General features: G+C 69.4%; 17 protein-coding genes and 2 pseudogenes. 7 read left to right on the forward strand and 12 right to left on the reverse strand.

Annotated elements, in window-relative coordinates:
* Positions 1 to 155 precede the first annotated feature (155 nt).
* Entirely contained in the window at positions 156 to 1160 is a 1005-nt protein-coding gene (locus ACPA54_RS29760) for a LacI family DNA-binding transcriptional regulator (protein WP_423534484.1), read from the forward strand.
* Between the two features lie 139 nt (positions 1161 to 1299).
* Here ACPA54_RS29760 and ACPA54_RS29765 read toward each other — a convergent pair whose 3' ends face one another.
* From ACPA54_RS29765 to ACPA54_RS29775, 3 genes are all read right to left on the reverse strand, one after another.
* Entirely contained in the window at positions 1300 to 2607 is a 1308-nt protein-coding gene (locus tag ACPA54_RS29765; protein ID WP_423534485.1) for an ABC transporter substrate-binding protein, read from the reverse strand.
* Between the two features lie 61 nt (positions 2608 to 2668).
* Positions 2669 to 5524: an ABC transporter permease subunit gene (locus ACPA54_RS29770; RefSeq protein ID WP_423534486.1), complete on the reverse strand. Its 2856-nt coding sequence runs from the start codon at positions 5522 to 5524 to the stop codon at positions 2669 to 2671.
* Positions 5525 to 5535: 11 nt separating this feature from the next.
* Positions 5536 to 7755: an ATP-binding protein gene (locus ACPA54_RS29775; RefSeq protein ID WP_423534487.1), complete on the reverse strand. Its 2220-nt coding sequence runs from the start codon at positions 7753 to 7755 to the stop codon at positions 5536 to 5538.
* A 579-nt stretch (positions 7756 to 8334) separates the two neighbouring features.
* On the opposite strand from ACPA54_RS29775, the gene ACPA54_RS29780 reads away from it, so the two are divergent.
* Positions 8335 to 9522 carry an amidohydrolase family protein gene (locus ACPA54_RS29780; protein ID WP_423534488.1) on the forward strand — a complete coding sequence of 396 codons (1188 nt, stop codon included), beginning with the start codon at positions 8335 to 8337 and terminating at the stop codon, positions 9520 to 9522.
* Positions 9523 to 9607: 85 nt separating this feature from the next.
* Here ACPA54_RS29780 and ACPA54_RS29785 read toward each other — a convergent pair whose 3' ends face one another.
* The gene (locus tag ACPA54_RS29785; protein ID WP_423534489.1) at positions 9608 to 10972 is read right to left on the reverse strand and encodes a glycosyl hydrolase 53 family protein; all 1365 of its coding nucleotides are present in this window, start codon (positions 10970 to 10972) and stop codon (positions 9608 to 9610) included.
* Between the two features lie 553 nt (positions 10973 to 11525).
* Here ACPA54_RS29785 and ACPA54_RS29790 point away from each other — a divergent pair.
* Complete coding sequence (locus ACPA54_RS29790; protein ID WP_423534490.1) at positions 11526 to 12281, forward strand: TetR family transcriptional regulator; 756 nt, start codon at positions 11526 to 11528, stop codon at positions 12279 to 12281.
* A gap of 73 nt (positions 12282 to 12354) precedes the next feature.
* Here ACPA54_RS29790 and ACPA54_RS29795 read toward each other — a convergent pair whose 3' ends face one another.
* The gene (locus tag ACPA54_RS29795; protein ID WP_423534491.1) at positions 12355 to 13980 is read right to left on the reverse strand and encodes an ABC transporter substrate-binding protein; all 1626 of its coding nucleotides are present in this window, start codon (positions 13978 to 13980) and stop codon (positions 12355 to 12357) included.
* A 403-nt stretch (positions 13981 to 14383) separates the two neighbouring features.
* Between ACPA54_RS29795 and ACPA54_RS29800 the strand changes: the two genes are divergently transcribed.
* The gene (locus ACPA54_RS29800; protein WP_423534492.1) at positions 14384 to 15259 is read left to right on the forward strand and encodes an SDR family NAD(P)-dependent oxidoreductase; all 876 of its coding nucleotides are present in this window, start codon (positions 14384 to 14386) and stop codon (positions 15257 to 15259) included.
* Position 15260: 1 nt separating this feature from the next.
* A complete protein-coding gene (locus ACPA54_RS29805) occupies positions 15261 to 16289 on the forward strand; it encodes an amidohydrolase family protein (protein WP_423534493.1) in 1029 nt (342 codons plus the stop codon).
* A 120-nt stretch (positions 16290 to 16409) separates the two neighbouring features.
* Here the strand turns inward: ACPA54_RS29805 and ACPA54_RS29810 are convergent, their stop codons facing one another.
* From ACPA54_RS29810 to ACPA54_RS29835, 6 genes and pseudogenes are all read right to left on the reverse strand, one after another.
* Positions 16410 to 17288, reverse strand: a complete 879-nt coding sequence (locus ACPA54_RS29810) for an SDR family NAD(P)-dependent oxidoreductase (protein WP_423534494.1) — start codon at positions 17286 to 17288, stop codon at positions 16410 to 16412.
* Positions 17285 to 17752 (reverse strand): Zn-ribbon domain-containing OB-fold protein, encoded by a 468-nt coding sequence (locus ACPA54_RS29815; protein WP_423534495.1) that lies wholly within the window; start codon positions 17750 to 17752, stop codon positions 17285 to 17287. Before ACPA54_RS29815 ends, ACPA54_RS29810 begins: the two co-directional genes overlap by 4 nt.
* Positions 17749 to 18954, reverse strand: coding sequence for a thiolase family protein (locus ACPA54_RS29820; RefSeq protein WP_423534496.1), 1206 nt, complete (start codon positions 18952 to 18954; stop codon positions 17749 to 17751). The genes ACPA54_RS29815 and ACPA54_RS29820 overlap by 4 nt, the downstream gene beginning before the upstream one ends.
* A gap of 70 nt (positions 18955 to 19024) precedes the next feature.
* Positions 19025 to 20104: pseudogene (locus tag ACPA54_RS29825) on the reverse strand (CaiB/BaiF CoA transferase family protein); the annotation flags it as partial.
* A 22-nt stretch (positions 20105 to 20126) separates the two neighbouring features.
* Positions 20127 to 21410 (reverse strand): annotated as a pseudogene (locus ACPA54_RS29830) (CoA transferase); the annotation flags it as partial.
* Entirely contained in the window at positions 21407 to 21619 is a 213-nt protein-coding gene (locus tag ACPA54_RS29835) for a hypothetical protein (RefSeq protein WP_423534497.1), read from the reverse strand. The pseudogene ACPA54_RS29830 and the gene ACPA54_RS29835, both read right to left, overlap by 4 nt.
* Positions 21620 to 21680: 61 nt before the next feature.
* Between ACPA54_RS29835 and ACPA54_RS29840 the strand changes: the two genes are divergently transcribed.
* Positions 21681 to 23177 carry a class I adenylate-forming enzyme family protein gene (locus tag ACPA54_RS29840; protein ID WP_423534498.1) on the forward strand — a complete coding sequence of 499 codons (1497 nt, stop codon included), beginning with the start codon at positions 21681 to 21683 and terminating at the stop codon, positions 23175 to 23177.
* Positions 23178 to 23221: 44 nt separating this feature from the next.
* A complete protein-coding gene (locus tag ACPA54_RS29845; RefSeq protein WP_423534499.1) occupies positions 23222 to 23548 on the forward strand; it encodes a hypothetical protein in 327 nt (108 codons plus the stop codon).
* Between the two features lie 83 nt (positions 23549 to 23631).
* On the opposite strand, the gene ACPA54_RS29850 is transcribed toward ACPA54_RS29845, so the two are convergent.
* A complete protein-coding gene (locus ACPA54_RS29850) occupies positions 23632 to 24309 on the reverse strand; it encodes a TetR/AcrR family transcriptional regulator (protein ID WP_423534500.1) in 678 nt (225 codons plus the stop codon).
* Between the last annotated feature and the right edge of the window lie 50 nt (positions 24310 to 24359).

Genomic DNA, 24359 nt, shown 5'->3' on the forward strand with positions numbered 1-24359 from the left:
CCTGCGGTCGGAGCCGTCTCGGGCCCTGGGCGCTGAGGGCGACACACGACTGCTAGCGCGCGCTAGTTCACGGTGCTCGGTACGTTATGCTGTGTAGCTAGCGCGCGCAAGCGCCGAGCAGGTCGCCTCTCGGCGCCGATCCCAGGGGGAGCCCCATGCCGAAGCCGACGTCGACCCGCCGTGTCACCGCGGCCGATGTCGCTCGCGAGGCCGGAGTCTCCCGGGCCACGGTCGGATTCGTCCTGAACGACACTCCGGGGCAGACGATCTCCGCGGCCACGCGTGCCCGAGTACGGGAAGCGGCGGCACGCTTCGGCTATCGCCCCAACAAGGCCGCCGCTGCGCTCGCCGGCGGGCGCAGCAGGGTCATCCTCCTGATCCTGCCGGACTGGCCCGCCGAGTTCAGCATGCGCGTATATCTGGAGGAAGCCTCGCGCACCCTTGACGAGGCCGGCTACTCCCTGGTCACGCAGACGCGTTCGGCCGAGAGCGTCGCCCGCCCCTTGTGGGAGGCGCTGAGCCCCGATGTGGTGATCGGATGGACGGCGTTCCAAGCCGCGGACGTCCTGTCGATGCGCGCGGCGGGCGTCACCCGGATCGTGCCGGGACCCGACACACATGTGCGCTTCGAGGATGCGCCGGGTATCGGTGAGGGCGCGAGACTCCAAGTGGATCACCTCGCCGAACTCGGGCACCGCAAGATCGCCTTTGCGGCCGCGGGCGATCCGCGACTCGGGGACCTGGTGCGGGCGCGGGCTGCGGCGGTCGAGGCGCAGGCGGCCACGCGCGGGATCGAGATGGCCGATGTACGGACGGTGGATCTCGGAGACGGATCGGCCGCCGCAGCGGTCCGTCGGTGGCGTAAGGCCGGGGTGACCGGGGTCGCCGCCTACAACGACGACATTGCCGCTGCCGTCGTGGGTGCTGCCGTGCGCGACGGTGTTGCCGTGCCCGGCGGGCTTGCCGTCATCGGACACGACGACAGCCCGCTGGCATCGTTGTTCGTGCCCTCCCTGTCCAGCATTCGTATGGATGCCGTGCACGCCGGGCGCTTCCTCGCCGAGGTGGCGCTCCACGAAGCGGAGGGCCGCTCGCTGTCGCCGATGGGGTACGCCCCCGAAACCCGCCTCGTCGTCCGCGAATCCACCGCGGGGGGCTGATCGTCGCTTCGCGGTCCGACCGCCTGTCGGCCCCGCGCGGGAAGGGCGGGACGAGTTCCGTACGGGTCCTCGGGGTCGGCCGGCATTCGGGCACAACCCCGGCGGCGCCGCCTCGGTGAGACGGCGCCGCCGACGGTGCTCAGGAGGTGGCGACGGTGAACTTCCGTGCCGCGGGGTCGTACGTGAACAGCCGTGCCGGGATCGCACCGTGCGGTGCGGCCTGGCTGAACGTGGCCTTGTCCGCGTACCCGGGGTCCTGGAAGGAACCGAGGCCGAAGCCCGCGTTCTGGAAGGTCTCGTAGTTGAGGTCCTTGCCGGCCTTGTCGGCGATGGCCTTGAAGAGCGTCAGGTTGCGGCACGCCACCGACGCGGAGACCTGCGGGGTCGGAGTCCCGGCCGGAAGGGTGGCCGGGTCCACGGTCAGCTTGCCCTTCATCTCGGGAACGGCGGCCTCGATCGTGGTCATGCACTCCTGATTCGCGGGGTCGCCCCACTGCGCGTTCAGGCCCAGCGCCGCGGCGTCGGTCAACGTGCTGTAGTCGTGCTTGCCCTTGTCGTTGGCGTAGGCCTGGACCTGGAGGACATCCGTGAACAGCAGCCGCGGACGGTACTTCGTCTGCTCCAGCACCTGGGGGAACGACGCGGCCATACTGCCGACGACGACGACCGTGTCCGCACCCGATGCCTGGAACTTCTGGATGAAGACCCCGGTCTGCTGGCCGATGGCCGCCGCGTCGATCGCGGGGGCGTCGAGAACGCCCGTCTCGACGGGAGTCACGCCCAGCTTCTGCAGAGCGGGGATCACCGTGTCCTTCATGACCCCTTGCTCGTTGACGTTGGAGAGCACCGCCACCTTCTTGCCGGCCAGGCTGTTGCCGGCGTTGAACAGCGCCATGCCGTCCGCGACTTCGTCGCCCCCGCGGAGGTCGCTGAACCACGGCGCCTGGGCTTGGGCGTAGCGCTTGGCGGTGAGCTGGCCGCCGACGGCGATGGTCTTGTTGGTCTGGACATAGCAGAGCGGCTCGTCGCCGTTGAAGTTGCCGAGGACGGCGAAGACCTTCTCATCCTGGGTGAGCTTGACGCAGGTCTCCTGTGCGGCCGCCGGGGAGATCAGATTGATCTTGCCGAACACCGGGACGATCTTGCGCCCGTTGACGCCGCCCGCGTCGTTGATCTTCTTGACCAGGGCGTTGTAGGCCGCTTCGTACGGACCGTGGTCGATGCTGACGAACTGCTTGACCGAATCGAGGTCCGGGTAGGTGATGCCGATCTTGATGGTGTCCGCCGTCACACCGGGGGCCGCCTTGGACACCGGGGGAGCGGCAGGCCCGCCCGAGCCGGTGGTCGCGGCGTCGTCCTTCTTCTCCGCGGTGCAGCCGGCGAGGACGAGGGCACTTGCGGCGGCGAGCAGGACGGCGGTGCGGCGTCTGGCACGGTGCGTTGTCATGCGAGGTCCGTTTCTGGTCGGATTGCGGGTCGGGTACTCGGGGCGGACGGGGGACGTGCGGTCAGGCGGACGCCGTGGCCTCGTCGGAGGGGGCGCCTGCGGTCCTGATCGGCGCGGCGCCGCTGCGCTCGATGGCGCGTTCGTCGGTGCCGAGGTAGCTGGCGACGACCTTGGGGTCGTTGCGGACCGCGGTCGGCTCTCCGGCCGCGATGACGCGACCGGTTTCCAGGCAGTAGACGCGGTCGCTGATGCCCATGATCAGCGGCATGTCGTGCTCGATGACGAGCATGGAGGCGCCGAGTTCGCGGCGGATCTCCTGGATGAGCGGGCCGAACGCCTCGGTCTCGCGCTGGGCGACGCCCGCCGTGGGCTCGTCCAGGCACAGCAGACGCGCGTCGAGTGCCAACAGGCCGGCGAGTTCCACGATGCGGCGGGTGCCGGTGGACAAGTCGGAGATGAAGGCGTCGGCGTAGCGGCCCAGCCCGAGGAAGTCGATCAGATCGTCGGCGTCCGATCGCTTGGCGCGCTCGCGCACGAACGTGTGGGGCAGGTGCAGGGCCGTGGACAGCAGGCCGGTGCGGCCGCGCGCTTCCAAGGCGATCTGAACGGTTTCCCGGACGGTCAGCTCCGGAAAGAGGGTGGCCGCCTGGAAGGTGCGTCCGAGTCCGAGGCGGGCGCGGTCCGCGGGCCCGGATCGGCCGACATCGCGGCCCAGGAGACGCACCGTTCCGGTGGCCGGGACGAAGCCGCCGACCGCGTTCATCAGCGTGGACTTGCCCGCGCCGTTCGTCCCGATGAGGCCGACGATCTCGTTCTGCCGGACCTCCAGCGACACTCCGTCGACCGCGGCCCGTCCGCCGAAGCGCACCCGCACGTCCGATGTGGCCAGTACCGGTGTTTCGGCGGGCAACGGTGCGTGGGAGGCGTGGACCAGGGCCTTGGGCGGAGCCGGGGACACCTTGCGGGTCGGCTCCGGTGCCAGTTTCCGGTCGGCCCAGGCCAGCAGCGCGTCTCGCGCGCTGTAGCCGATCTGCACCAGTCCGCCGGGGAAGTACAGGAGCAGAATGAGCAGACCCAGACTGGAAGTGAGCAGTGGCACGAGCTCGTTGCCCGGCATCAGCGCGGGAAGGCCGATGACCCACAACGCGCCGAGGACGGATCCGGACACCGATCCGAGGCCGCCGATCACCACGATCGAGACCAGCGTGAGCGAGTCGGGGCTCAGGAAGTACTTGTCGGCGTAGGGCACGGACTGCACGGAACCCGCCAGCAGCGCCCCGCCCAGGCCGGCGATCCCGCCGGCGAGGGCGAACATCCGCAGCTTCACGTGCGCCGATCCCACGGTGTACGCGGCCGCGGTGGCCGGGTTGTCCCGCACTCCGATGGTCGTCCGGCCGACGCCGGATTTGCGTAGCCGGGCCACGACGGCGAGCACGGCGACGAGGACGACGAGGACCAGGTAGTAGTAAGCGCGTTGCGTCGACACGTCGATGCCGAACACGGTGCTCCGCGGGAACGACGCGGTGCTGGTTCCCTCGTCGTGGAAAACGTCGCGCCGGTACAGGTACTGCTCGCACGCCACGGCAAACGCGAAGGTGCTCACGGCCAGCAGCAGTCCGCGCACCCGCAAGGCTCCCGCGCCCACCACGGCGGCCAGGGCCGCGGTGAACAGTGACGCCACGATCACCGCGGCCGGGAACGTCAGTCCGCGGAAGCTGTATGTCGTGTCGCCGACGTCGATGCGCAGCCCGCGGTTGAGCGCGGCGGCCGTCAGTGCTCCGAGCCCGGCGAACGCCATTTGCCCGAGCGAGAGTTGGCCTGCCCACCCGGTGAGGAGGGTGACGGACGCCGCGCAGATCGCGTAGCCGAGGATCACCGTGTACAGCAGATGCCGGGAAGGCTGGGTGACCAGGAGCGGAACGACGATGGCGATCACCCCGAGCAGGAGCAGCCCGGAACGTTCCAGGTTGCGCACCCACCACAGCCCGCGCAGCCGCTCCGGCACCGGGCGGACCCGCGGCGCGAACGAGAACGTCGAGGCTTCGGTGTCCCGTCCGCGGCTGACCGCGAAGACCGCGACCAGCACGACCACCAGGACGACGAGGTCGGTCAGCCCGGGCTGGTCGAGCCAGTTGAACTGGATGAAGGCTTGCAGGAGCCCCAGCCCCATGCCCGCCGCGAGAGCGATGCGGAACGACACCATCCGCGCGATGACGGCGGCCGCCAAGGCCCGCAGCAGCGTCGTGGGTCCGAGTGTGGTGATCTGCGTCAGCGACTTGTTCTGTGCGGAGATCAGGATCAGGCACAGCGTGCCCAGCAGACCTGCCAAGGCCCAAACCGTGGTCGACACGAGCTTCGGGCTGATGCCCTTGAGCCGGGCGAGTTCGGGGTTGTCGGCGGAAGCCGTGACGGCCTTCCCGAGGATCGTCCGGCCGAGGAACCAGGTCAGCGCCAGCGCCGCGGCCGGGACCATGACGAGAATGCTCAGCTGGGCGCCGGAGACCTCCAACCCGTCGAACGGAGACCACGTCCCGCTCCACGGGAGGGGATAGCTCTCGGTGGTGTAGTCGTCGAGGTCCGGATAAGCGGTGACGATAGTGAGCGCGAGCTGGGCGACACCGATGCTGGCGACCAGGACGATCACGCGGGGGGCGCCGAACAGCCGGCGCACGATGGCCAGATCGACGACGGCACCGAAGGCCGTACCGGCGGCGAGGGCGACCGGCAGCGCGAGCCAGTAGGGAACGTGGTAGCGCACGACCAGCAGGGCGAACAGTACGGACCCGACCAGGCCCATGTTCGCCACCGCGAAGTTGATGACGCGCGACGAGCGGTGCACGAGCACGATGCCCATCGCGAGCAGTCCGATGACCATGCCGGTGACGGCGCCGTCGAACAGGAGCTGGGTGGTTGGCATTTGCATGTGGGTCAGCCGCCTTCCCGGCCGAGGAAGACCGCACGTGCGAGGTCGTCGCGTTCGGCCAGTTCGCGAGCAGGTCCCGTGAACCGGACCTGGCCCTTCTCGAGGAACACGGCCCGGTCGGCGATCGCAAGCGCGATGTTCAGCGACTGTTCGACGATGACCATGGAGAGCCCGTCCGCCTTGAGGCGTTCGATGACCGCCAGCAGGTCCTGCACCACCACGGGGGCAAGACCGAGCGACAGTTCGTCGATGAGCAGTACTTCGGGCTCGAACATCAGCACCATGGCCAACGCGAGCATCTGTTGCTGCCCGCCGGAGAGCGAACCGGCGAGCTGGTCGCGGCGGCCGGCCAGGTCGGGGAACAGCTCCAGAACGTAGGCGAACCGTTCGTCGCGGCGGGTCGGCTCCTGGCGCATGCGGAACGCCGCGACCTCCAGGTTCTCCCGCACGGTCATGCCGGGGAAGACGCCCTTGCCGCCGGGCAGCAGGTGAACGCCGTAGTCGCCGCGCCGCTCGGGGGAAACGTAGGTGATGGTGCGGCCGTTGAGCCGGACCACGCCGCGTGACGGCGTCCCCAGGCCGCAGATCACCTTGAGGATCGTCGACTTGCCGGCGCCGTTCGTACCCAGCAGGGCAAGGGTCTCTCCGCGCTTCAGTTCGAACCCGACGTCGAACAAGGTCTGCACATGGCCGTAGGAGAAGTCGATGTTGTTGACCTGGAGCACCGGGATGTTCTCCGGGTCCTGCAACTGGCGGTCTCGCTCGTCCAGTTCCTCGCGCAGTTCTTGGACGACCAGGGACAGGTCGTTCCTGATGAAGGAGGAACCGCGGACGACCAGGAACCCGCCGATGAGCGTGGACGGGATACCGACGACCAGGACCGCGACGCGTGCGTCGTACGCGTTGCTGATGAGCCCCGACACCAGCGCACCGCCGGTGGCGCCGATGAAGAAGATGTAGATCGCGGAGAGCGCACTGCCCAGCCCGCGGAGCCGGTACGGCACCACCGAGGACAGCACGGGACCGACCATCGCGAAGGTCACCGACGAGAGCACGGCCGCCGGGATACCGGCGATCATGAACGCGATCCCGTTGGGCATGAACCACTGGACGGGAAGCAGCACGGTCCCCGGCAGGATCAGGTAGCCCAGGAGCGCCAGGGCCCGTGCCGGATCACGCCGGTAGAGCCGGTCGTACCGCGGGCCCACGAACGGGAGCGCCAGCAGCAAGGACGCGCCCGTGATCGAACCCATGAGGCCGCGTTGGAACGTCGACATCCCGAAGTGGTCCTCGGCCCACAGGTTCGCCAGGACCCCGCCGGTGAAGATGCTGAAGCCGAGCGCGGAGAACGCGGTGATCGAGTTCTTGATCGATCGGATCCGCATGAGCCGGGCGAACGCCGCTTCCACCGAGATCGGCATGGGCTCGACGTCCTCGACGACTTCTCCGAGCACCGACTTCATTTCGTGCTGTCCGCGCGGCGGCTCGGGGAGACGGAACGCCCAGACGGCGACCAGCAGGGCGGGAATGCCGAGCAGGAGGAACGGCCAACGCCAGCCGTCGTCACCGCCGGCCAACGTGGCGATGCCGCCGACCGCGAGTGGGCTGAGCGCGCCGGCGATGCGTGCGGCACCGGCATTGATCGTGGCCAGGCGCCCGCGCACGCCGATCGGGTAGGTGTCGGCGTTCAGCGAGCCGTGCACCGGCAGCGTGCTCGACTTGGCCACGCCCACCCCGAACCGGGTGAGGAAGAACAGGAACGCGTTGGCCGCGAGCCCGCACGCGAACACCATCGCGGAGAACGCGACACCGGCCCACCCGATGACTCGGCTGCGGCGGCAGCGGTCGGCGAGCCAGCCCATCGGCAGGGCGCCGAGGACGAGGAAGGCGCCGGAAGCGGCGGATATGAAGACGATCGCGCCGTCGCTCAGACCGAACGAGTCGCGGATGTCGGGGGCGAGGATGCCCAGCGCGGCGGATTCGAGTTCGTCCATCGCGGCGAGTGCCGTCAAGGTCACGAACGTCGCCGTGCCCCCCGCGGCGAGCCCTTGGCGCAGCGACAACTGCTCGTCGCCGACCCCGGGGAGCAATTCGTCGGCGAACAGCACCTCGCGTGCCGACTCGGCCTGACGCGCTTGGCGCTCGGCCTCCGCGTCGATCAGGCCGGCCGCCAGGCCGGCCGCGACCGACGTGTCCGGCGGCGGCGCGCCGTTCCGCGCGCTCATGGCGTCGGCCCCGGGATACGGGACGGACGGGGGATGCTCTTGGACATGGATGACTCCGCGATGGGCGTGCCGACGGGACGGTGACCGGGGTGGCTCCCCGGTATGTCCGGCCGGATCGGGCGGACACATGGGCGCCGGGGTCCGGTACACCCGCCACGGTGAGCTGTGAACCGTTTCATTCGGGCCGGGGAGATGTCGAGCGCGTTAACTTTCAGGACCGTGTGCGGGAGCGTAGCCCCCCGTGCTTGCGCGCGCTAGTAGTCGGGCTTGCACTTTCGGGAAGTCTCTGATCCGGAAGGTGTCGTTTGCGTATCGCCTACGCGCGAGCGCCGCGGCTTCGCCGCGCGCATGAAACGATTCATCCAGCGGGTCGGCCGGGCTCGACCGCAAGGCGGTCGAGGCGCCCGCGAGTCCCTCTTGCGATTTTTGTGTATCCCGTATTTTATTTGACTGGCGGGTCCGGCGCGCGGATCGGGAAACCCGGCGCGCCACGCCGGACCGCCGCGGGCCACCGCCGGTGCGGATGTTTCGGCGCGCCGGCCCCTTTCCTACGGCTTCCAGCATGAGGAGCAGCAGGCCATGACTGTCATCGACGTCGACGCGCACTTTGAACCCGCTCGAAACTGGCTCGACCAGTTCCCCAGGCTGCGCGACCGGCTGCCCGGGCAGCTGCCCGACGACGAACCGGAGTTCGCACCGAACACGGCAGAGCACTTCGCCTACGCGGCGTTCCCTCTCCGGCATGTGGCCGCGCGTGGGACGCGCATCCCGATGCGGGACATGACCACGCCGTTCATGCACGCGATCTTCCCCGAGGACCGTCCCGCGGGCTTCAATCTCGGCGGGCACTCGCAGTGGCAGGAGGTCGACGCGGCGGCCCGGGTCCGGTTGCTCGACGAGCAGGGCATCGCCGTGCAGAACATCATGAGCGGTCTCGGCATGGTGTACATGTCGCTGATCCGCGACCCCGAGCTCGGCAAGCTGGCGGTCGGCTCGCTGAACACGCACCTGGCCGAGTCGACGGCGGACCACCGGGACCGCCTGCTTCCGGTGACGCTTCTGCGGTACGACGACCTCGACTGGTCCATCGAAGAGCTCACGCGGATGCGTGCGCTCGGCAGCCGGGCCTTCCACGTGACGAGCCGTGCGGTGAACGGAATTCCGCTGTTCCACCGGGACTTCGACCGCTTCTGGTCGGCGGCCGAGGACCTCGGCATGGTTGCCGTCCTTCACGTGGGCCTGGCCGATGCCGAGTTCGACCCCGGGTACGCGAACACCACGGACCCGAGCGTCCTGACCCATATCGCGACCGGGCAGACCCATCAGATGGGCGAGGTCTTCCTCAACGCCATGGTGTTCGGCGGCGTCTTCGAGCGCCACCCCAAGCTCACCGCCCTGATCTGCGAACTCGGGATCGGATGGGTCCCGTACACCGTCGCCAACATGGACGGCCGGGCCACTCCGGAATCGGCCGTGTTCCTGCACGAGTACAAGCTGCCGCTCAAGCCGTCCGAATATGTGCAGCGCAATGTGCGCATCACACCGCTGCCGAACGCCGGGCAGCTTCCCTTCGACCTGTTCGAGCAGCTTCCTGGTGTGGCGGCGTTCTCGTCCGACATCCCGCACTTCGAGGGAAACCTGACGCCCGTGCAGTTCTACGACAAGGAACTCGCCGGCACCGCTCCCGACGTCCGCGACGGCTTCCTCGCCGGAAACATCGCGGAGTCGTACGCGCGGATGGGCGACCCGCTGGTGCTGCCTGCCTGAGCGGTTCGTGGGTGACCGCGATTCACCGAACTCCGTCGCGGATCGGCGGTGGCACAGAGCCGCCGCCGATCCGCGCGTGGTTTGCCTACCGGAGACCGTGTGCGATGGCGTCGAGGACCGGCTTGGCCGCCGCGGTCCCGCCGGTAGCGGTCGCGAAGTGGCTCATGGGCTGCCAGAACGTGACGCAGGAGTCAGGCGCCCACGGCCGCACCCCGGCCAGGCAGCCGTCCTGCGCACCCCACGCGACGACGTCCCGCACGAACTCGTACTGGCCTTGCGGGGTCAGGGGATAGCCGGTGACCGGGGTGTTCCACTCCAGGGGAGCGGTCATCGTGCCGGACGGGTACCCGCCCTCGGCGATGAACACTTGCTTGCCGAAGGTGCTGTGCAGCGACTGGCTGGAGCTCTTGAACGCGGCCAGTTGGTCGCCGTACTGCACCGAGGTCGGGTAGTACGACGTGCCCAACTGGTGGACGTGGAACCCGGCGTCGTCCATGGCCCGCCAAAAGGCCTCCGCGAACCCCGGGTACTGCATGGCGATGACGCTCGTGTGCGAACTGAACTTGGCCTGGGGGTCGACCCAGCGGATGCCCTCGGTCACCGCCGCGAGAAGGCGCCCGGTGTACGGCCACAAGTGCGCGTTGAGCCAGGAGATCCGGTCGCTGTCGGACATCTGGAGGAGCAGGGTGTACACCTGCATCTGCCCGATGGCCGGGTCGACTGCATCCGGGGCGCGGTACGTCCAGTAGTCCGTCGATGCCGTGAACCCGTGCGGTGCGACGCCGGCGACGCCGAACTCGACCTCGTTGCCGATGTCCCAGACGTTGACCTTCACGCCTGTGGCCAGGATCTGGCTGGCCGCCATGGCGCCGTACATGCGTAGGGCGTACACCATTTGATCCAGGGTCAGGGTCTCCCACGGCCCGGGCAGCCAGATCAGCGGGTAGTCGGAGAAGTCCGGTCCGGGCTGGTGGGAGACGTCGCCGTAGACCCCCCACAGACCGAGTTCGACGTTGAGGGGGAGCCCCAACTTGCGGGCCAGGCAAGCACGTTCGATGACCCGCTGGAATCCGTGGTCGCCGCCGTTCGCGGCGGCGACACGGCGCGTGGCCATGCGCGCGTACATTTCGTTGGATCCGTGCGCTATGTAGAGGCGTTGGAGTTGCTCCGGGGTGGTCGCCGTCCGGGTGCCGTCACTCAGAGCGACTTGGGCGAGGACGTTCTCGGTTTCCGGGCTGACGGACAGCGACGTCCGGAACGGTGCCGAGGCGGGCGACGCCGCTGTGCCGGCGCTCGTGGTGGTACTGGTGGCGTCGGCCCGAGCGGTGCCCGGGAAGGCGCCTGCGGCAACGAGGCCGGCCGCGGCCGACATCCCCAGGAAGCCGCGACGGCTGAGGCGGCCGTCGGCGGTTCCGGGCCTCGCATCGGGTGAGGAGAGGTGAGCGTTCATGCGCGTGCGGGTCCTTTCGCCGTGGCGCGGGGTGGCCCGTGCCGACGAGGTCTCTACAGAACAGGTGCCGATCGTGTTCCGCATGCGAGAAGGCATGGCGCAGCATCGCCGATGCGCGGGAACCGCGTGACGAAACGAGCCTTATGAAACGATTCATTTCCATCGGCATAGCTGGCGTGCGTGTTCTCGGTGGGGTGCGTCCGGGAGCGTACCGGCCGCGGCCAACGGACACCAGGCCGAACGGGCCCCGCTGTCGACGAATTCGTGTATGCCGTACGGGGCGACGCCGTGGTGCCGTGCTGCGCGTGCCTCTGGTCACCGGCCGGGTGGATTGGCGGATCACCAATTCGGGCCGCGGCACCACGCGTTCGTGGTGGCAATGGTCGGTGGGAGCCGTCCCGGGTTTCGGCCAGGAGGAGCCCCGCGGCCGTCCGGCCCACGTGTGCCGCGGGTTGGCGGACCGGGGTGAGCGGCACCGCGGCCGCCGGTTGCCCGGACTGCGTACCCTGGAGCCCAGGCACCGCGCGACGCGGGCGCGGTGAAGGGACGGACCATGGCTCAGCAACCCGACGACACCCCTCGGCGTGGCCGGGGCCGGCCCCGACGGCTGTCGCGCGATCTGATCGTCGAGGCTGCCGTGGGACTGGTGTACGAGGACCCGAATGCGTCGCTGACCATCAAGTCCGTGGCGGACGCGGCCGGTTCGGCGCCGATGGCGCTCTACCGCTACTTTCCGGACCGCGAGGACCTCCTGCACGCGGTGGCGGACCGCCTCACGAAGGACCTCGAAGTCTCGATCACCGAGCTGTCCCCGGGCACCTGGCAGGGCCAGCTGCGCGAGTGGATGGTCCTGAGCATGGAGAGCTTGCGGCCCTATCCCCGGCTGTTGCCCTTTATTGTGTCCACCCGGCAGCCCGCGTGGCTGCCGTCCTTCGTCATCCTGGCCAAGGTGCTGGAGCCGCTCGCGCTGAACCGCGAGGACCAGGCCCTGGCCATCGCGCTCGTCGGCACGACGATCGTGGGCCAAGCGTCGCTGGCTGCCGCCCGCAGGCCCCCCGGCGATATGGCGAACGCCCTGCGGGCGGCGATGGATGCCACCGAGGAGCGTGACGCCGCCGAGCGCGCCAAGGTCGGCGCCATCATCGACGAGCTGCCGGGCGCCTTCGACAGGCTCTATGACACCGTCATCGACGGCACCATCGCCGCCATCGAACGGCTCCGCGACGGCCGCCCTGCGCCGCAGCGCCCAGGGCGCGTCCGGGTGGATGCTCCGATGTCACCGGTATTCAGCAACCCGGAACCCTGGTAGGCATCCGCCGACCGCCGACGGCGGGGCCGAGGCCAAGACGCCGCGCCCCGCCGACAGGGAGATCAGCTGTTGGTCACTGCTTCAGTCCGAGGCGGTCCATGAAGATGTTGCCGGCGTTGTAATGCTCGATGCCCGCCACCTTGCCGTTGGAGACCACGCCTGTCACGGACTCGGCGTACGCCCATAGCGGTACGTCGGAGACGAGGGCCTGCTGGAGCCGGGAGTACGCCTGCTTGCGAACGTTCGGGTCGGTGCTTGCGCGCCCCGCGTTCAGTGCCGCGTCGGCATCGGGGTTGTTCCAGCCGCTGAGGTTGAACGGGCTCTGCGAGTACCAATATCCGTAGAGCATCGGCTCCGGATCGACCGCCCAGATCTGCGTGAGCACGGCCTGGTAGTCGCGCTGGATCGCGTACTTGACGGTGTACTGGCCGATCTCCACCGGCTCGATGCGCATCGAGACGTTCCGGAACTCCTTGAGACGGCTCTGCATGAATTCGGCGACGGCGACGGACGAGGGGTTCTGCGGAACGAGGTAGCTGAAGTCGACCTTCTTGCCCTCGGCGGCGAGTTGGTCGAACAGCCGCTGGGCTTCGGCCTTGTCCTGCGGTGCCTGGCTGACCGCGGGATCCGCGAACTGGCCCGACGCCGTGAAGAAGCTCTTCGCCGGTGTGTAGCCGTTGTTCAGGGTCTTCGGGATGTCCGCCGGGTCCAGGGCGAGCGTCAGGGCGCGCCGGGCCCGCACGTCGTCGAACGGGGCCTTGCGCAGGTTGAACTGGACGATCTGGCCGCCGTCGGTCTCGAACTTCGCGAGGTTCAGCTCGTTCTTCGCCTGTTCCAAGACCATGCCGTCGGAGCTGATGAACAGATCCGCCTGGCCGGACTTCACCGTGTTGTACTGCTGCTTGATGTCCGGGACGCTCCTGAACGTCAGCTGGTCGAGCTTCGGCAGCCCCTTGTCCTTCTGCCAGTAGTCCGGGTTGCGCTCAAGGACCTGCTCGGAACCGCGCGTCCAGCTCTTGAGGACGAACGGACCGGCGCCGACCGGTTCGGCACCGTACTTCTCCGGCCCCTTGGCGATCGCGGACGGCGCCATGATGTAAGTGAGTTCCGTCGCGATCGCGCGGTCGAGATTGGGGTTCGGGGCGGCGGTCGGCATCAGCTTGACGGTGAGGGGATCAACGACCTCCGTCTTGATCCCCATGGCTACGGCGATGTGCACGGACCGCGCCGCGGGGTTGGCGTGCGTGTCGTAGTTGAGCTTGATCGCGGCGGCGTCCAAGGGGGTGCCGTCACTGAAGCGCACACCGGGCCGGAGCTTCATGGTCCATGTCGCCCCGTTGTCGGCCGTCGACAGCGACTCGCCGAGGTGCGGCGTCACTTGGTGCGTCTTGGGGTCGATGAAGAAGAGGGGATCGTAGAGAGCCGCCATACGCGGTTCGTCGGCCAAGGCGACACTGGGCACGCGGAACGGGTCCAGAGCCGCCGAGTCCTGGACCGCCAGCATGGTCAGCTTGCCGCCGGATTTGGCAGCTGCGGAGGCACCGGCATTGCCCGCCCCGTCCTTGCCGTCATTGCCCGACCCGCCTCCACCCCCACATGCGGTCAAGGCCAGGGCCAGGGCCACGGCGCCGGCCAGTGCCGCGACCCGTCGCTCACGGGAACGTACTTGGGTGGCAGAGCTCTTCGATCTGGATGACACCGTGTTGCCTCCTCATGCCAAGAACATGGCGGCCGGACGGAGTGGGGCCTGATCGTGACGCGGTGCAAGACGCGGGCTTCGGGGCCGTGGGGAACGTGCGACTTGAGGACGTGCACGCGCAGACGGGAAGCCTGCGCCCGAGGTGAGGCGTGAATGTGCGCACAAGGTAGGGCGTGCACCGGAAGAAGACAACAGGCAGCTGCGTAGCCGCAGCTCAGCGGGGGAGCAGAACGGCGGCCTTTTGCGTAGACCGTACGCTGGAGTGTTTGCGTATGGCGTACGTCGGTCCGCTCGACACGCTTACCTTCTCTTGTGCTTATAGATATTAAGGAAAAGCGAATAGGGGACTCGTTCGATGCATCTGCCTCGGCGCCAGGCGGGAGGCGGACTGTGAGGAGAAGCGGTGCGCAAGAACGAAACGTCGGATCTGCTGGGGCTCCACGGCCGCACGGCGATCGTGCTGGGCGGGGCTCTGGGGCTCGGCCGTTCGGTGTCCCGCCGACTGGCGGAAGCGGGATGCAAGGTGGCGGTTGCCGACATCGCCGATGATGCGGGCGAGTCGCTCGTTCAGGAGATGCGCGGCGCCGGAGCCGAAGCGCTCTACCTGCACACCGACGCGCGGCGACGAGCGGACGTCCGCAGGCTGATCGACCTTGCCCGCAGGGAACTCGGTCCGCTCACCGTGGCGGTGAACGTCGTCGGCAACCCCGGCGGAGCCGAAGGCATCAAGCCGTTTCTGGACATGACGGAAGACGACATGCGGGCCCGGCTGGACCTGAACTTCATGACCGCCTTCACGGCGTGCCAGGAGGAGTCGCTGGCCATGATCGAGGACGGAACTCCCGGCCGCATCGTCAACTTCGGGTCTTCCAGCGGTCTGGTCGGCGCTCCGAACATCTGCGGGTACGGCGCGGCGAAGGCCGCCGTGGCGCACTTCACCATCTCGGCGTCGATGGAACTGGCCCGCTACGGGATCCGCGTCAACTGCGTCGTGCCCGGCACCCACGTCAACCCGAACGCCGGTCCGCCGGCCAATGAGGGCATGGCCGAATTCCGCAGGCGGGCGGCCGCGGCGCCGATCCTCGGCCGCTTGGGCGAGGCGGACGAGACCGCCGGCGCCGCCCTGTTCCTCGCTTCCGACCTCTCCGGCTACATGACCGGCCACACGGTCGTCTCCGACGGCGGCGTCATCCACACCACGGCCCGTCCGCCGGTCGGAATGGACCTCGAACCCGCGGCCGTCCGGAACCTCTTCGACCAGCGCGCCCAGGAGGCCTGATATGGCGACGACCGAATCCGTCATGACCGGCGACGGCCCAGGGGCCGTGCCGGAGCTTATCGACGCCCACACCCATGTCATGCGCTCGGAAGACCACGGCCGCGAAGCCTTCGGCTACTTTCTCAGCCGGAATCCGCGCTCCGGACATGCTGCCGAGCCCGTCGCCTACGGAACCGTGGACGAACTGCGCGGCATCATGCGCAGCAACGGCGTGAGCCGTTCGAACATCCTCATGTTCACGTGGTCCGGCCAGTACTGGCGGGACGGCCAGTACACGTTGCCCGACGGCCAAGCGCGCGGGGCCGCAGCCGAGGAACTGCGGCGCCGCATCGTGCGGCGGATCAGCGACAACAACGCGTGGGCCCAGGAGACCACCCGGGAGAATGCCGAGTTCTCGTACTTCTGCGGCGTCGACGCTGTCCTGATGAGTGAGGAGCAGCTCCTGGCCGAAGTCGAGGAGCGGTTGGCGCACGGCGCGCTGGGAGTGAAGATCGTTCCCCGGGACATGCGCATCCGTGGCGACGACCCGCGTCTGAGGCCGCTGTTCGACTGGTGCGCACGCCAAGGGGTGCCCGTGCTGACGGAAGCCAGCGGCCACGCGGGCGCGCCGAGCCGGCCCGCGTACTTCGAGAAGGCGCTGGGCGAGTTCCCGAGCTTGAAGATCATCTTCGCGCACTGCGGCCACAATCCCGTCTTCGGCGAAGGGGCGGATGCCGAGGTCGTCGATCTCGCACAGCGGTTCGCCGGGGTCGCGGCCGACTTGTCGTTGCGCTTGCTGGAAGTCGCGGACGGTCATGTGGCACCGGAGCGTGTGGTGGAGTTCGTGCGCGGTCTGGGCACGGACCGGGTCTTGTACGGCAGCAACTACGTGCTGGCGGAACTCCTTCAACCCGACGGAGACGGGAGTCGGCCGCAAGCAACCCGCACGGAAGCGTCGCTCGCCGCCTTCCGCGCACTGCCGTTCACCGCGGACGAGGCGGCGGCGATCGCCTCCGGCAACTTCCGTCGGATCACCGGGCTGACGGGCTGACCGGCTGACCGGCGCACAGTACCGACCACAGACCTACCGGGTGACGGAAGGCGGCGGCCGAGGCCGGTGCCTGGTCGAATGCGACCAGGCACCGGCCTCTCCTCGCGTCGGACCCTCTCGTCAGCTGCGCGTGAGCAGGCGCCCGGAATCGATCTCGGCAGCCTGCCACCCGTCGACGAGCGTGCGCCCGTCGAGCGAGCGAACCTCGATGCCGAGCTCCTTGATCAGCGACAGGCTGTAAGCGATACGACCGGTCAGCCTGTCCGGATCGCCCGTGAGCAACGCCAGGGCCGCGGAGACGAAGGTCTCCATGGACTCGGTCTTGTCCGGCGGGAGATTGGCAACCGACGAGGCGTGCGGTGTGGCGACCGCGCCCTCGGGAGCCAACGTGTTGACGGCGATGCCGCGTCCGTGGAGATCCATCGCGGCGCCGCTGGTGACGCGGTCGATGGTTGCCTTGGTCCCGCCGTACAGGCAGGCCCCGCCCGACGAGATGCCGGAGTAGGGCGGGCCGACCCGCGGTAGGGCCTGCGCGGATGAGACGTTGAGGATCCAGCCGGCACCCTCGCGCAGCATGTCGGGGATCACCATGCGCGCAAGGTCCCAAGCGGCCCAGACGTTGACTTCGATCGCTGCGCGGAAGGCGTCTTCCTCCATCCCGTCGAAGCGCAGGTCGAATGCCCTCGGGGCCGCGGCATTGTTGACGAGCAAGGTGACCGGCCGACCGAAGTGACGTTCGGCTTCCGCCACGGCGCGGCGCCGCTCGTCCGCCGTACCGATGTCGGCGGCGACCGCCACGGCCTGTCCTCCTGCGGCGGTGGCCATGTCGACCGTCTCCGCCAGGGATCCGGCATACCGGCTTTCCCCGGGCTTCGCGGTCCGGCCCACGGCTGCGACCAGTGCCCCTTCGGCGGCGAGCCGGACGGCCAGCGCTTGGCCGATGCCCCGGCTGGCGCCGGTGACGAGTGCCACCCGTCCGGCGCATGTGCTTGCGGTCATACCGGGCTCCGATCGGTCTTGGGGCGAAGGCGGAAGAACGGGGCGCGTACCTCGCCGGGCACGCCGGGGTAGGAGAGCGGGGCGAAGGAGACCTCGACGGGTGCATCCACCGTGAGCTCCGCCGGAGTCGCGCCGACGATGCGGGTGGGCAGACGTACCCCCGGCGCGGCATCCAGGGTGACCAGGGCGGCAACGAAAGGCAGTTGCCCGGCGAAGGCGGGCAGGAAGGCGTGATGAACGACCGTCCAGGAGAACAGGCGCCCCGTTCCGGGTACTTCCCTCCACGGAAGATCGTCCGTACCGCATCCGGGACAGACCGGCTTGGGGTACCAGCGGAAGCGGGCACAGGTCCGGCAGTAGGGCAGGGCCAAAGCGTCGCGTGCGGCAGCGAGCCAGAACGCCGAGGTCAGTGGCTCCGACAGGTCGGGAAGGGGGAACCCGGGCGGGAGCGCCGTCTCGGTCATCGGGACCTCCGCAGGATCAGGGTGCTGGCCTGGGGACCGGTGTAGCCGCCGTACGCCGCGATCTCCGCACCGGGCACTTGGGCGTCGGCCACGCCGCGCAGCTGCCGACACAGCTCGACCACATGGGCAATGCCGAGGACGTAGGAGTGCGACAACAGACCTCCGTGGGTGTTGTAGGGGATGCCTCCGCCGTCGAAAGCCAGGGCGCCGCTCTCGGCGAACGGCCCGGCCTCGCCTTTCGCGCACAACCCGAGATCTTCCAGTTGCATCAAGGAGACGATCGTGAACGGGTCGTAGCACGCCAGCACATCGATGTCGGTGGCACTGATACCCGCCATGCGGTACGCGCCGGGCGCGGCAAAGATCTGCGGTGTCGAGGTGAACTCCGGCTGCTGCGCCCAATGACCACCGGTGTCGCTGGTGCCGAGGCCCACTCCACCGACCTCGATGACCGGGTGCGGGAGATCGCGGGCGCGCTCCGGCGTGGTCATGATGTACGCCGCGCCGCCGTCGGAGATCAGTGAGCAGTCTTCCTTGCGAAAGGGATCGGCCACCAGGGGCGAGGCACGGTACGCGTCAAGGGTCAGGGGACGGTCGTGCATGATCGCGCCGCGCGTGAGGTTGGCGTGGCGCCTGGTCTGGACGGCGACCGCGCCGAGCTGGTCGGCCGTCGTTCCGAACTCGTGCATGTGGCGGCGTGCGACCGTGGCGAAGTAGGTCGGCTGGGGGAACCAGCCGAACGGCACCTCGTATTGGCGCTTGGCGAGTTGCTGGGCGTGGCTCTGTCCCGGACCGCCGACCATGGCGGAGCGCTGGGTGGCCCATGCGACGGCGAAGGCGTTGACGATGTAGCGGGCCTCGCCGGACGCCAGCGCCCGGGATGCGGTCGCGGGTGCGGTACCCGCCCACACCATGCCTCCGCCTTCGGTGGACGTCCACATCGCGTGATCGGTGCCGAAGTGGGCGCGGAAGGCGGCATCGTCGAACTGCTCGGAGAACGCGGGGTGCCACATGATCCCGTCGATGTCCGCCGGCGTCAGTCCTGCGTCGGCGATGGCACGGGACACGGCTTCGGCGGCGATCTCCGCCGTGGTGCGACCGGATGCCTTGCTGTGCTCGGCCTCCCCAACGCCGACGATCGCGACTGCGCCCGCGATGTCGTCGAGTGGCTCGGCCCGGCCCCAATCCGGGGTGGTGATCACAAGGGGAGTCCTTTCTGGCTGCCAACGCCCCGGGTAGGGCGTCGGCATGGACGGATAGGCATGTGCACGGTCACGAGAGGTCGTCGCCTACGACGCCTGAGACCCGTAGTGCGTCGAGTTCCTGCGGCGAAAGGCCCAGGAGTCCGCCCAGGACGGCCTCGTTGTCCTGGCCGAGCGTGGGCGGCGGTCCGGAGAGCCAGGGGGCGCTCCCACGGGCACCGAAGCGGAACGGCGCGCCGGGCAGGTCGAGGGCGCCGGCCAACGGGTGCTTGACGCGCTCGAGGAAACCGCGTGCGGCCAGATGCGGATGCGATGCGGCAGTGGCGGGCGAGTGGACGGCCGCAGCGGGAATTCCGGCGGCCAGCAGGCAGGCGACAGCCTCGTCCTGCGCTCGCGGCGCGAACCATCCGGCAAGCCGCTCATCCACATCGTCGTGCTCGCGGTGCCGGTCCTCCGGGGTGGGCAGCCCCGGACCGCCGATGAGAGCGTGGAGCGCGCGCCACTGGTCGTTGTTCTCCACGGACAGAGCGACCCAATTCTCATCGCCCCTACACGCATAAACGCCCTGAGGCGCCGCGACCGAGCTCCTGTTGCCCATGCGCTCCGCGACGATGCCGTATGCGGAGTGCTCGACAAAGGCTTGGGCACCGACGTTGAGTACCGTTTCGATCATCGGCACCTCCACCACGCACCCTCTGCCGGTGCGATCACGCTGCTCCAGGGCGCAGAGCGCGGCGATGACCGCGTGGACACCGGCTATGGGGTCGCTTGCGCGGGGCAGCATGGGGGGCAGCTCCGGATCACCCGTGACCGAGGCCAGCCCCCCGACCTGCTCCATCGTCTGGGCGAACCCCGGGCGGTCGCGCCAAGGTCCGTCGAGGCCGAACGCCGGCATGCGCACGATGACGGCGTCGGGATTCCAGGTCCGCAGCCGGTCCACGCCAATACCCAGTTGGTCGAGGACACGCGGGGTGAAGTTCTCGATGACGAGATCGGAGCGCTTCACCAGTTCGCCAAGGAGCCGGCGGCCTTGCTCGTGTATCAGGTCGAGGGTGACTCCCCGCTTGCCGGCGTTGGCACCGTGGAAGACCGGTCCGTACTCCCACCACCGCGCGGCGTCGCGCCGCGCCGTCGTGAAGCGCATCGGGTCGGGACGGCGGGGTCGACTCCACCTTGACGACTTCGGCGCCGAGCAAGGCGAGCAGGTGCGTCGCGGAGGGGCCTGCCCAGAACGCGGTGAGGTCGACGACTCGCAGACCCCGCAACGGGAGACCGTCGTTCGCGGCCGGACCGGCGGGCCCCCGTGCCGTTTCGGTGCGATCCGGCCAAGCCGGGGCAGCGCCGGATTCCCGCGCCGTCGGGGTGCGCCCCACCGGCGGCGGGGGCTTCCCACCCAGTCTGTAGGGCACCCGAGGCTGCTGGAACCCGTGCGGGTTCGGGACGAACACCCCTCGTTCGCGAAGATGGGCCAGGTCCGCAAGCCGGCCCGCGGAGGTCACGGGAACCGCGGGGATGCGCAAGGCATCCGCGAGTTCCACGATCTCTCCGGTCGTGCGGGCGGTCGTCCAGGCGTGGACGGCGGCCAAGAACTCGTCCCGGCGCCGTCGTCGGCCGGACGCGGATGCCAGCTCCGCGTCGTCGAGGAGGTCCGGTCGCTCGATCATCACGAGGAAGTCCTGGAACTGCTGCGCAGTCACCGTGCAGAAGCCGACGAAACCGTCCTTCGTCGGCTCCACGGACGGGGTCTCGACCGAACGTGCGGGGGACTCCTCGGCTCCGTCGGCCAGTTGTGCGGCCACGTAGCCGTACGGGTTCTGCGTCAGCAGCATCGCCTCCAACATCGAGACGTCCACATGCTCGCCCGCGCCACCGCGGCGCACCCGCCTGGCGACCGCCAGGGCGGCCACCGCCGCGTAAGCGCCGGTCGCCCACGCGCCGAGCTGCCCGCCGCTCTGCATCGGCGTGCCTTCCGGCACGCCGCGGCCTCCGGTCGACCCGCTCAGCGCCTGGAGCGTGAATTCGTTGGCAGGACGTGCCGCCCACGGGCCGGTGTGACCGAAGGGCGAGATCGATACCACGACCAACTCCGGGTGGGTCTCGCGCAGCCGAGCACCACATCCCCCATCGGAGCCGAGGTCCTCGATCACGATGTCGGCGCCGTGTGTCCAAGCGGCCGAGACGGGCATTGTGCCCGGCGGGGGCCGCAGACGCTGCTTGCCCGCGTGCAAGTAGCGGAACAGCGCGGAGTCTTCCCCACCGGTGCGGGCGCCGGCCCCGGTGCCGAGGCGGGGCGGATCGCCGTGGTCCGGCAGGTCGACCCGGGCGACCGTTGCCCCGGCGTCGGCCAAGAGCTTGCCGGCATAGCCGCCGGCAAGCCCGCGGGTCAGCTCGAGGACACGGTAGCCGGTGAACGGCCCCGCTCCGTCGGACGCTTGTACGTCCACAGCCGCGCTCACCGGGGGAGGGGCAGGTTGTAGAGCCGGACGGCGTTGTCCTGCATGACCGCCTGGACCACGTCCGGCGCAAGTTGGCGCATGGCACGTGCGGCGATTCCGAGGCTGTCCGGGTACAGGCAGTGCGTGTCCGCGTCGACGACACGAAGCCCCTGGCCGAGGGTGGCGTCGGCTTCCTTCGAATGCTTGGCATCTGCTTGAGCAGTATTCACATTAACTTAATAGCTATAAGCTCCGCGGCATGCAAGGGCACGTTGCGACACGGAGGTGGGCATGGGCATCGACGCGCTGCTGGACATGACATCGGGGGCGGTGCCGGACCGCATCGCCTGCGGCTCGCGGGCGGCGGGCCGGAGCTTCGCCGAACTGGCGCGCCGGGCCGCGGGAGGTGCCGCACTGCTTGCCGCAACCGGCGCCCGACACGTCGGCTACCCGGGGGTGCAGGGTGAAGCGTTCCCCGCCGCGGTCTACGCGGCCGCCGCGGCCGGCCTCCCGATGACCCCGCTGAACTACCGCCTCACAGACGCGGATCTCGCCGAGCTGATAGGCCGTCTCGACACTCCGGTGGTACTCGCCGACCGAGACCAAAGGCATCGCGTGCCGGCCGGTGTCCCGGTTCTCACGACGGGAGAATGGTTCGTCCGCGCGGCCGAAACCGAACCCGCGGGCCCGCCTGCGGATCCCTCGGAAGTGGCGGTGATGCTCTTCACGAGCGGAACCACCGCACGGCCCAAGGCCGTCGTCCTGCGCCACGAGCACCTGATGGCATATGTGCTGGGCAGCGCCGAGTTCCTCTCCGCCGGCGACGACGATTGCGCCCTGGTGGCCGTGCCGCCGTATCACGTCGCCGGGATCGCCTCGGTCCTCAGCAACGTGTACGCCGGGCGCCGGGTTGCCTACCTTTCGGACTTCACACCGCAAGGCTGGCTGGAGACGGTGCGTCGGGAGCGCGTCACCCACGCGCTCGTCGTCCCGACGATGCTTGCCCGCGTGGTGCGACACCTGGACGGCGCTCCCGCCTGCGTGCCCGAGCTCCGGTCGCTCGCCTACGGCGGCGCCAAGGTCTCCGCGTCGGTCCTGGAAGCCGCACTTGCTGCCTTCCCCGCTACGGACTTCGTCAATGCCTATGGCCTGACCGAGACTTCCTCGACGATCGCGGTGCTCGGACCGGCGGATCACCGTGCCGCGCTGGCTTCCGACGACCCGGTGGCGCGACAGCGGCTGTCCAGTGCCGGCCGGCCCTTGCCGGGCGTCGAGTTGTCGATCCGCGGCGAGGACGGGTGCGAGGCGGGGCCGGGGGAGTCCGGAGGACTATGGGTGCGCGGTCCGCAGATCTCGGGCGAGTACGCCGGCCTCGGCAGTGCCCTGGACAAGGACGGGTGGTTTCCCACACGCGACGTCGCATGGATCGATTCCGGCGGCTGTCTGTTCATCGAGGGACGCGGAGACGACACCATCGTGCGCGGTGGTGAGAACGTCGCCCCCGCCGAGATCGAGGCCGTCCTCGATCGCCATCCGGGCATCGCCGAAGTCGCCGTTGTCGGTGTGCCGGACGAGGAATGGGGCCAGCGCACCGTCGCCGTAGTCGTCTCCTCGGACGCCGGTATCCCGGATGCCGAAGCCCTCCGGGCCTGGAGCCGAGAGCGCCTGCGCTCGTCCCGCACGCCCGACGAGTTCGTCTTCCGCGGATCTCTGCCCTACACCCCGACCGGCAAACTGCTCCGGCGGGAGCTCGTGGCCGAGCTCGCCGCCCGCGCGACCTCCTCCTGACCCTTACCGACCCTTACCCCCCGTACCGAACCAAGGAGCCTTCCGTGACCGATCCCGCACGTCTCGCCGCCGGCACCCGACTGCGCAGCCAGGTGTGCGCCACCGAAGTCATCGTCGTACGCCCGCCCCAGGGCACCGTCGACCTCACCTGCGGAGGCGTGCCGATGATCCCGCTCGCCGAGGCGCGCCCCGACGAGACCGCCGCACCGATCGCCGGGCTCGACACCGGAACGCAGCTGGGCAAGAGGTACACCGTGGCGGGCGAGGACGATTTCGAGGTCCTGGTGACAAAGGCCGGTGCTGGCAGTCTGGCGGACGACCGCACGCCGCTGGAGATCAAGTCCGCGAAAGCGCTGCCCTCCAGCGACTGAGGCCCGGACGCGCGGCCGACCGGCCGTGCGTCGTCCGTGCCGTCGTTTGCCCGTCGATTGCCCTGCCGGACCCTGGTCGGGTGCTACCGGTTCGGGGCGTGGGGAGCCAATGAGCCGATGGTGCGGATGGTCTGGGTGACAACCGTCTCGACGAGGTCTCTGTGGCTGCCCAGCACCCGGTCGAGGGCGGGGCGGATGCGGCTCTGGTCGTCGGGGAAGTCCTGCGCCATGACGGCGTGGAGCTTCTCAAGGTCCCCGCGTGTGGCAGGCGCGTGGGCAGTCAGGGTCGCCAGTCCCACGATCGTGGTGCCCACAAGGGCGATGGCCGCCGCCAGATCCGCTTCGTCCAGGTCCAACGGGCGCAGGATGTCGCCGAGCAAGACGAACGAGGGAAGCCAGGCGGCGCGCTGCGTCGACGCGAGGTAGGGCACCAACTGCGGGTATGCCTGGGCGTGCTCAACGTTGACGAGTAGCCATCGGCGCAGATCTTCGTGCCACGGCGCGCCCGCCGGGCGCCGATTCAGCGTGGGCGCGGCGACCCGCTCCGCCACCGCATGCAGCAGTTCCTCGTGGCCGGCGAAGTAGCGGTAGAGGGACATCGGCGTCGCTCCGACGGCCGCCGCCACCCGGCGAATGGTCAGATTCTCCGACGGGGCCGCCCGGATCAGGGAAACGGCGGCATCGAGGATCTGTTCGCGGGACAGGCGCGGCGGGCGGCCGCGCCCGCGCGCGGCGGGCGCAGCCGAGGCCGTGGCGCTCACTTGGGTGTCTCCGTGGGCTGGATGACGGGTTGTTCGGCCTCGGTAGCGGT

It is taken from the genome of Uniformispora flossi, from assembly GCF_049534875.1.
GTDB classification, from domain to species: Bacteria; Actinomycetota; Actinomycetes; order Streptomycetales; family Streptomycetaceae; genus Yinghuangia; species Yinghuangia aomiensis.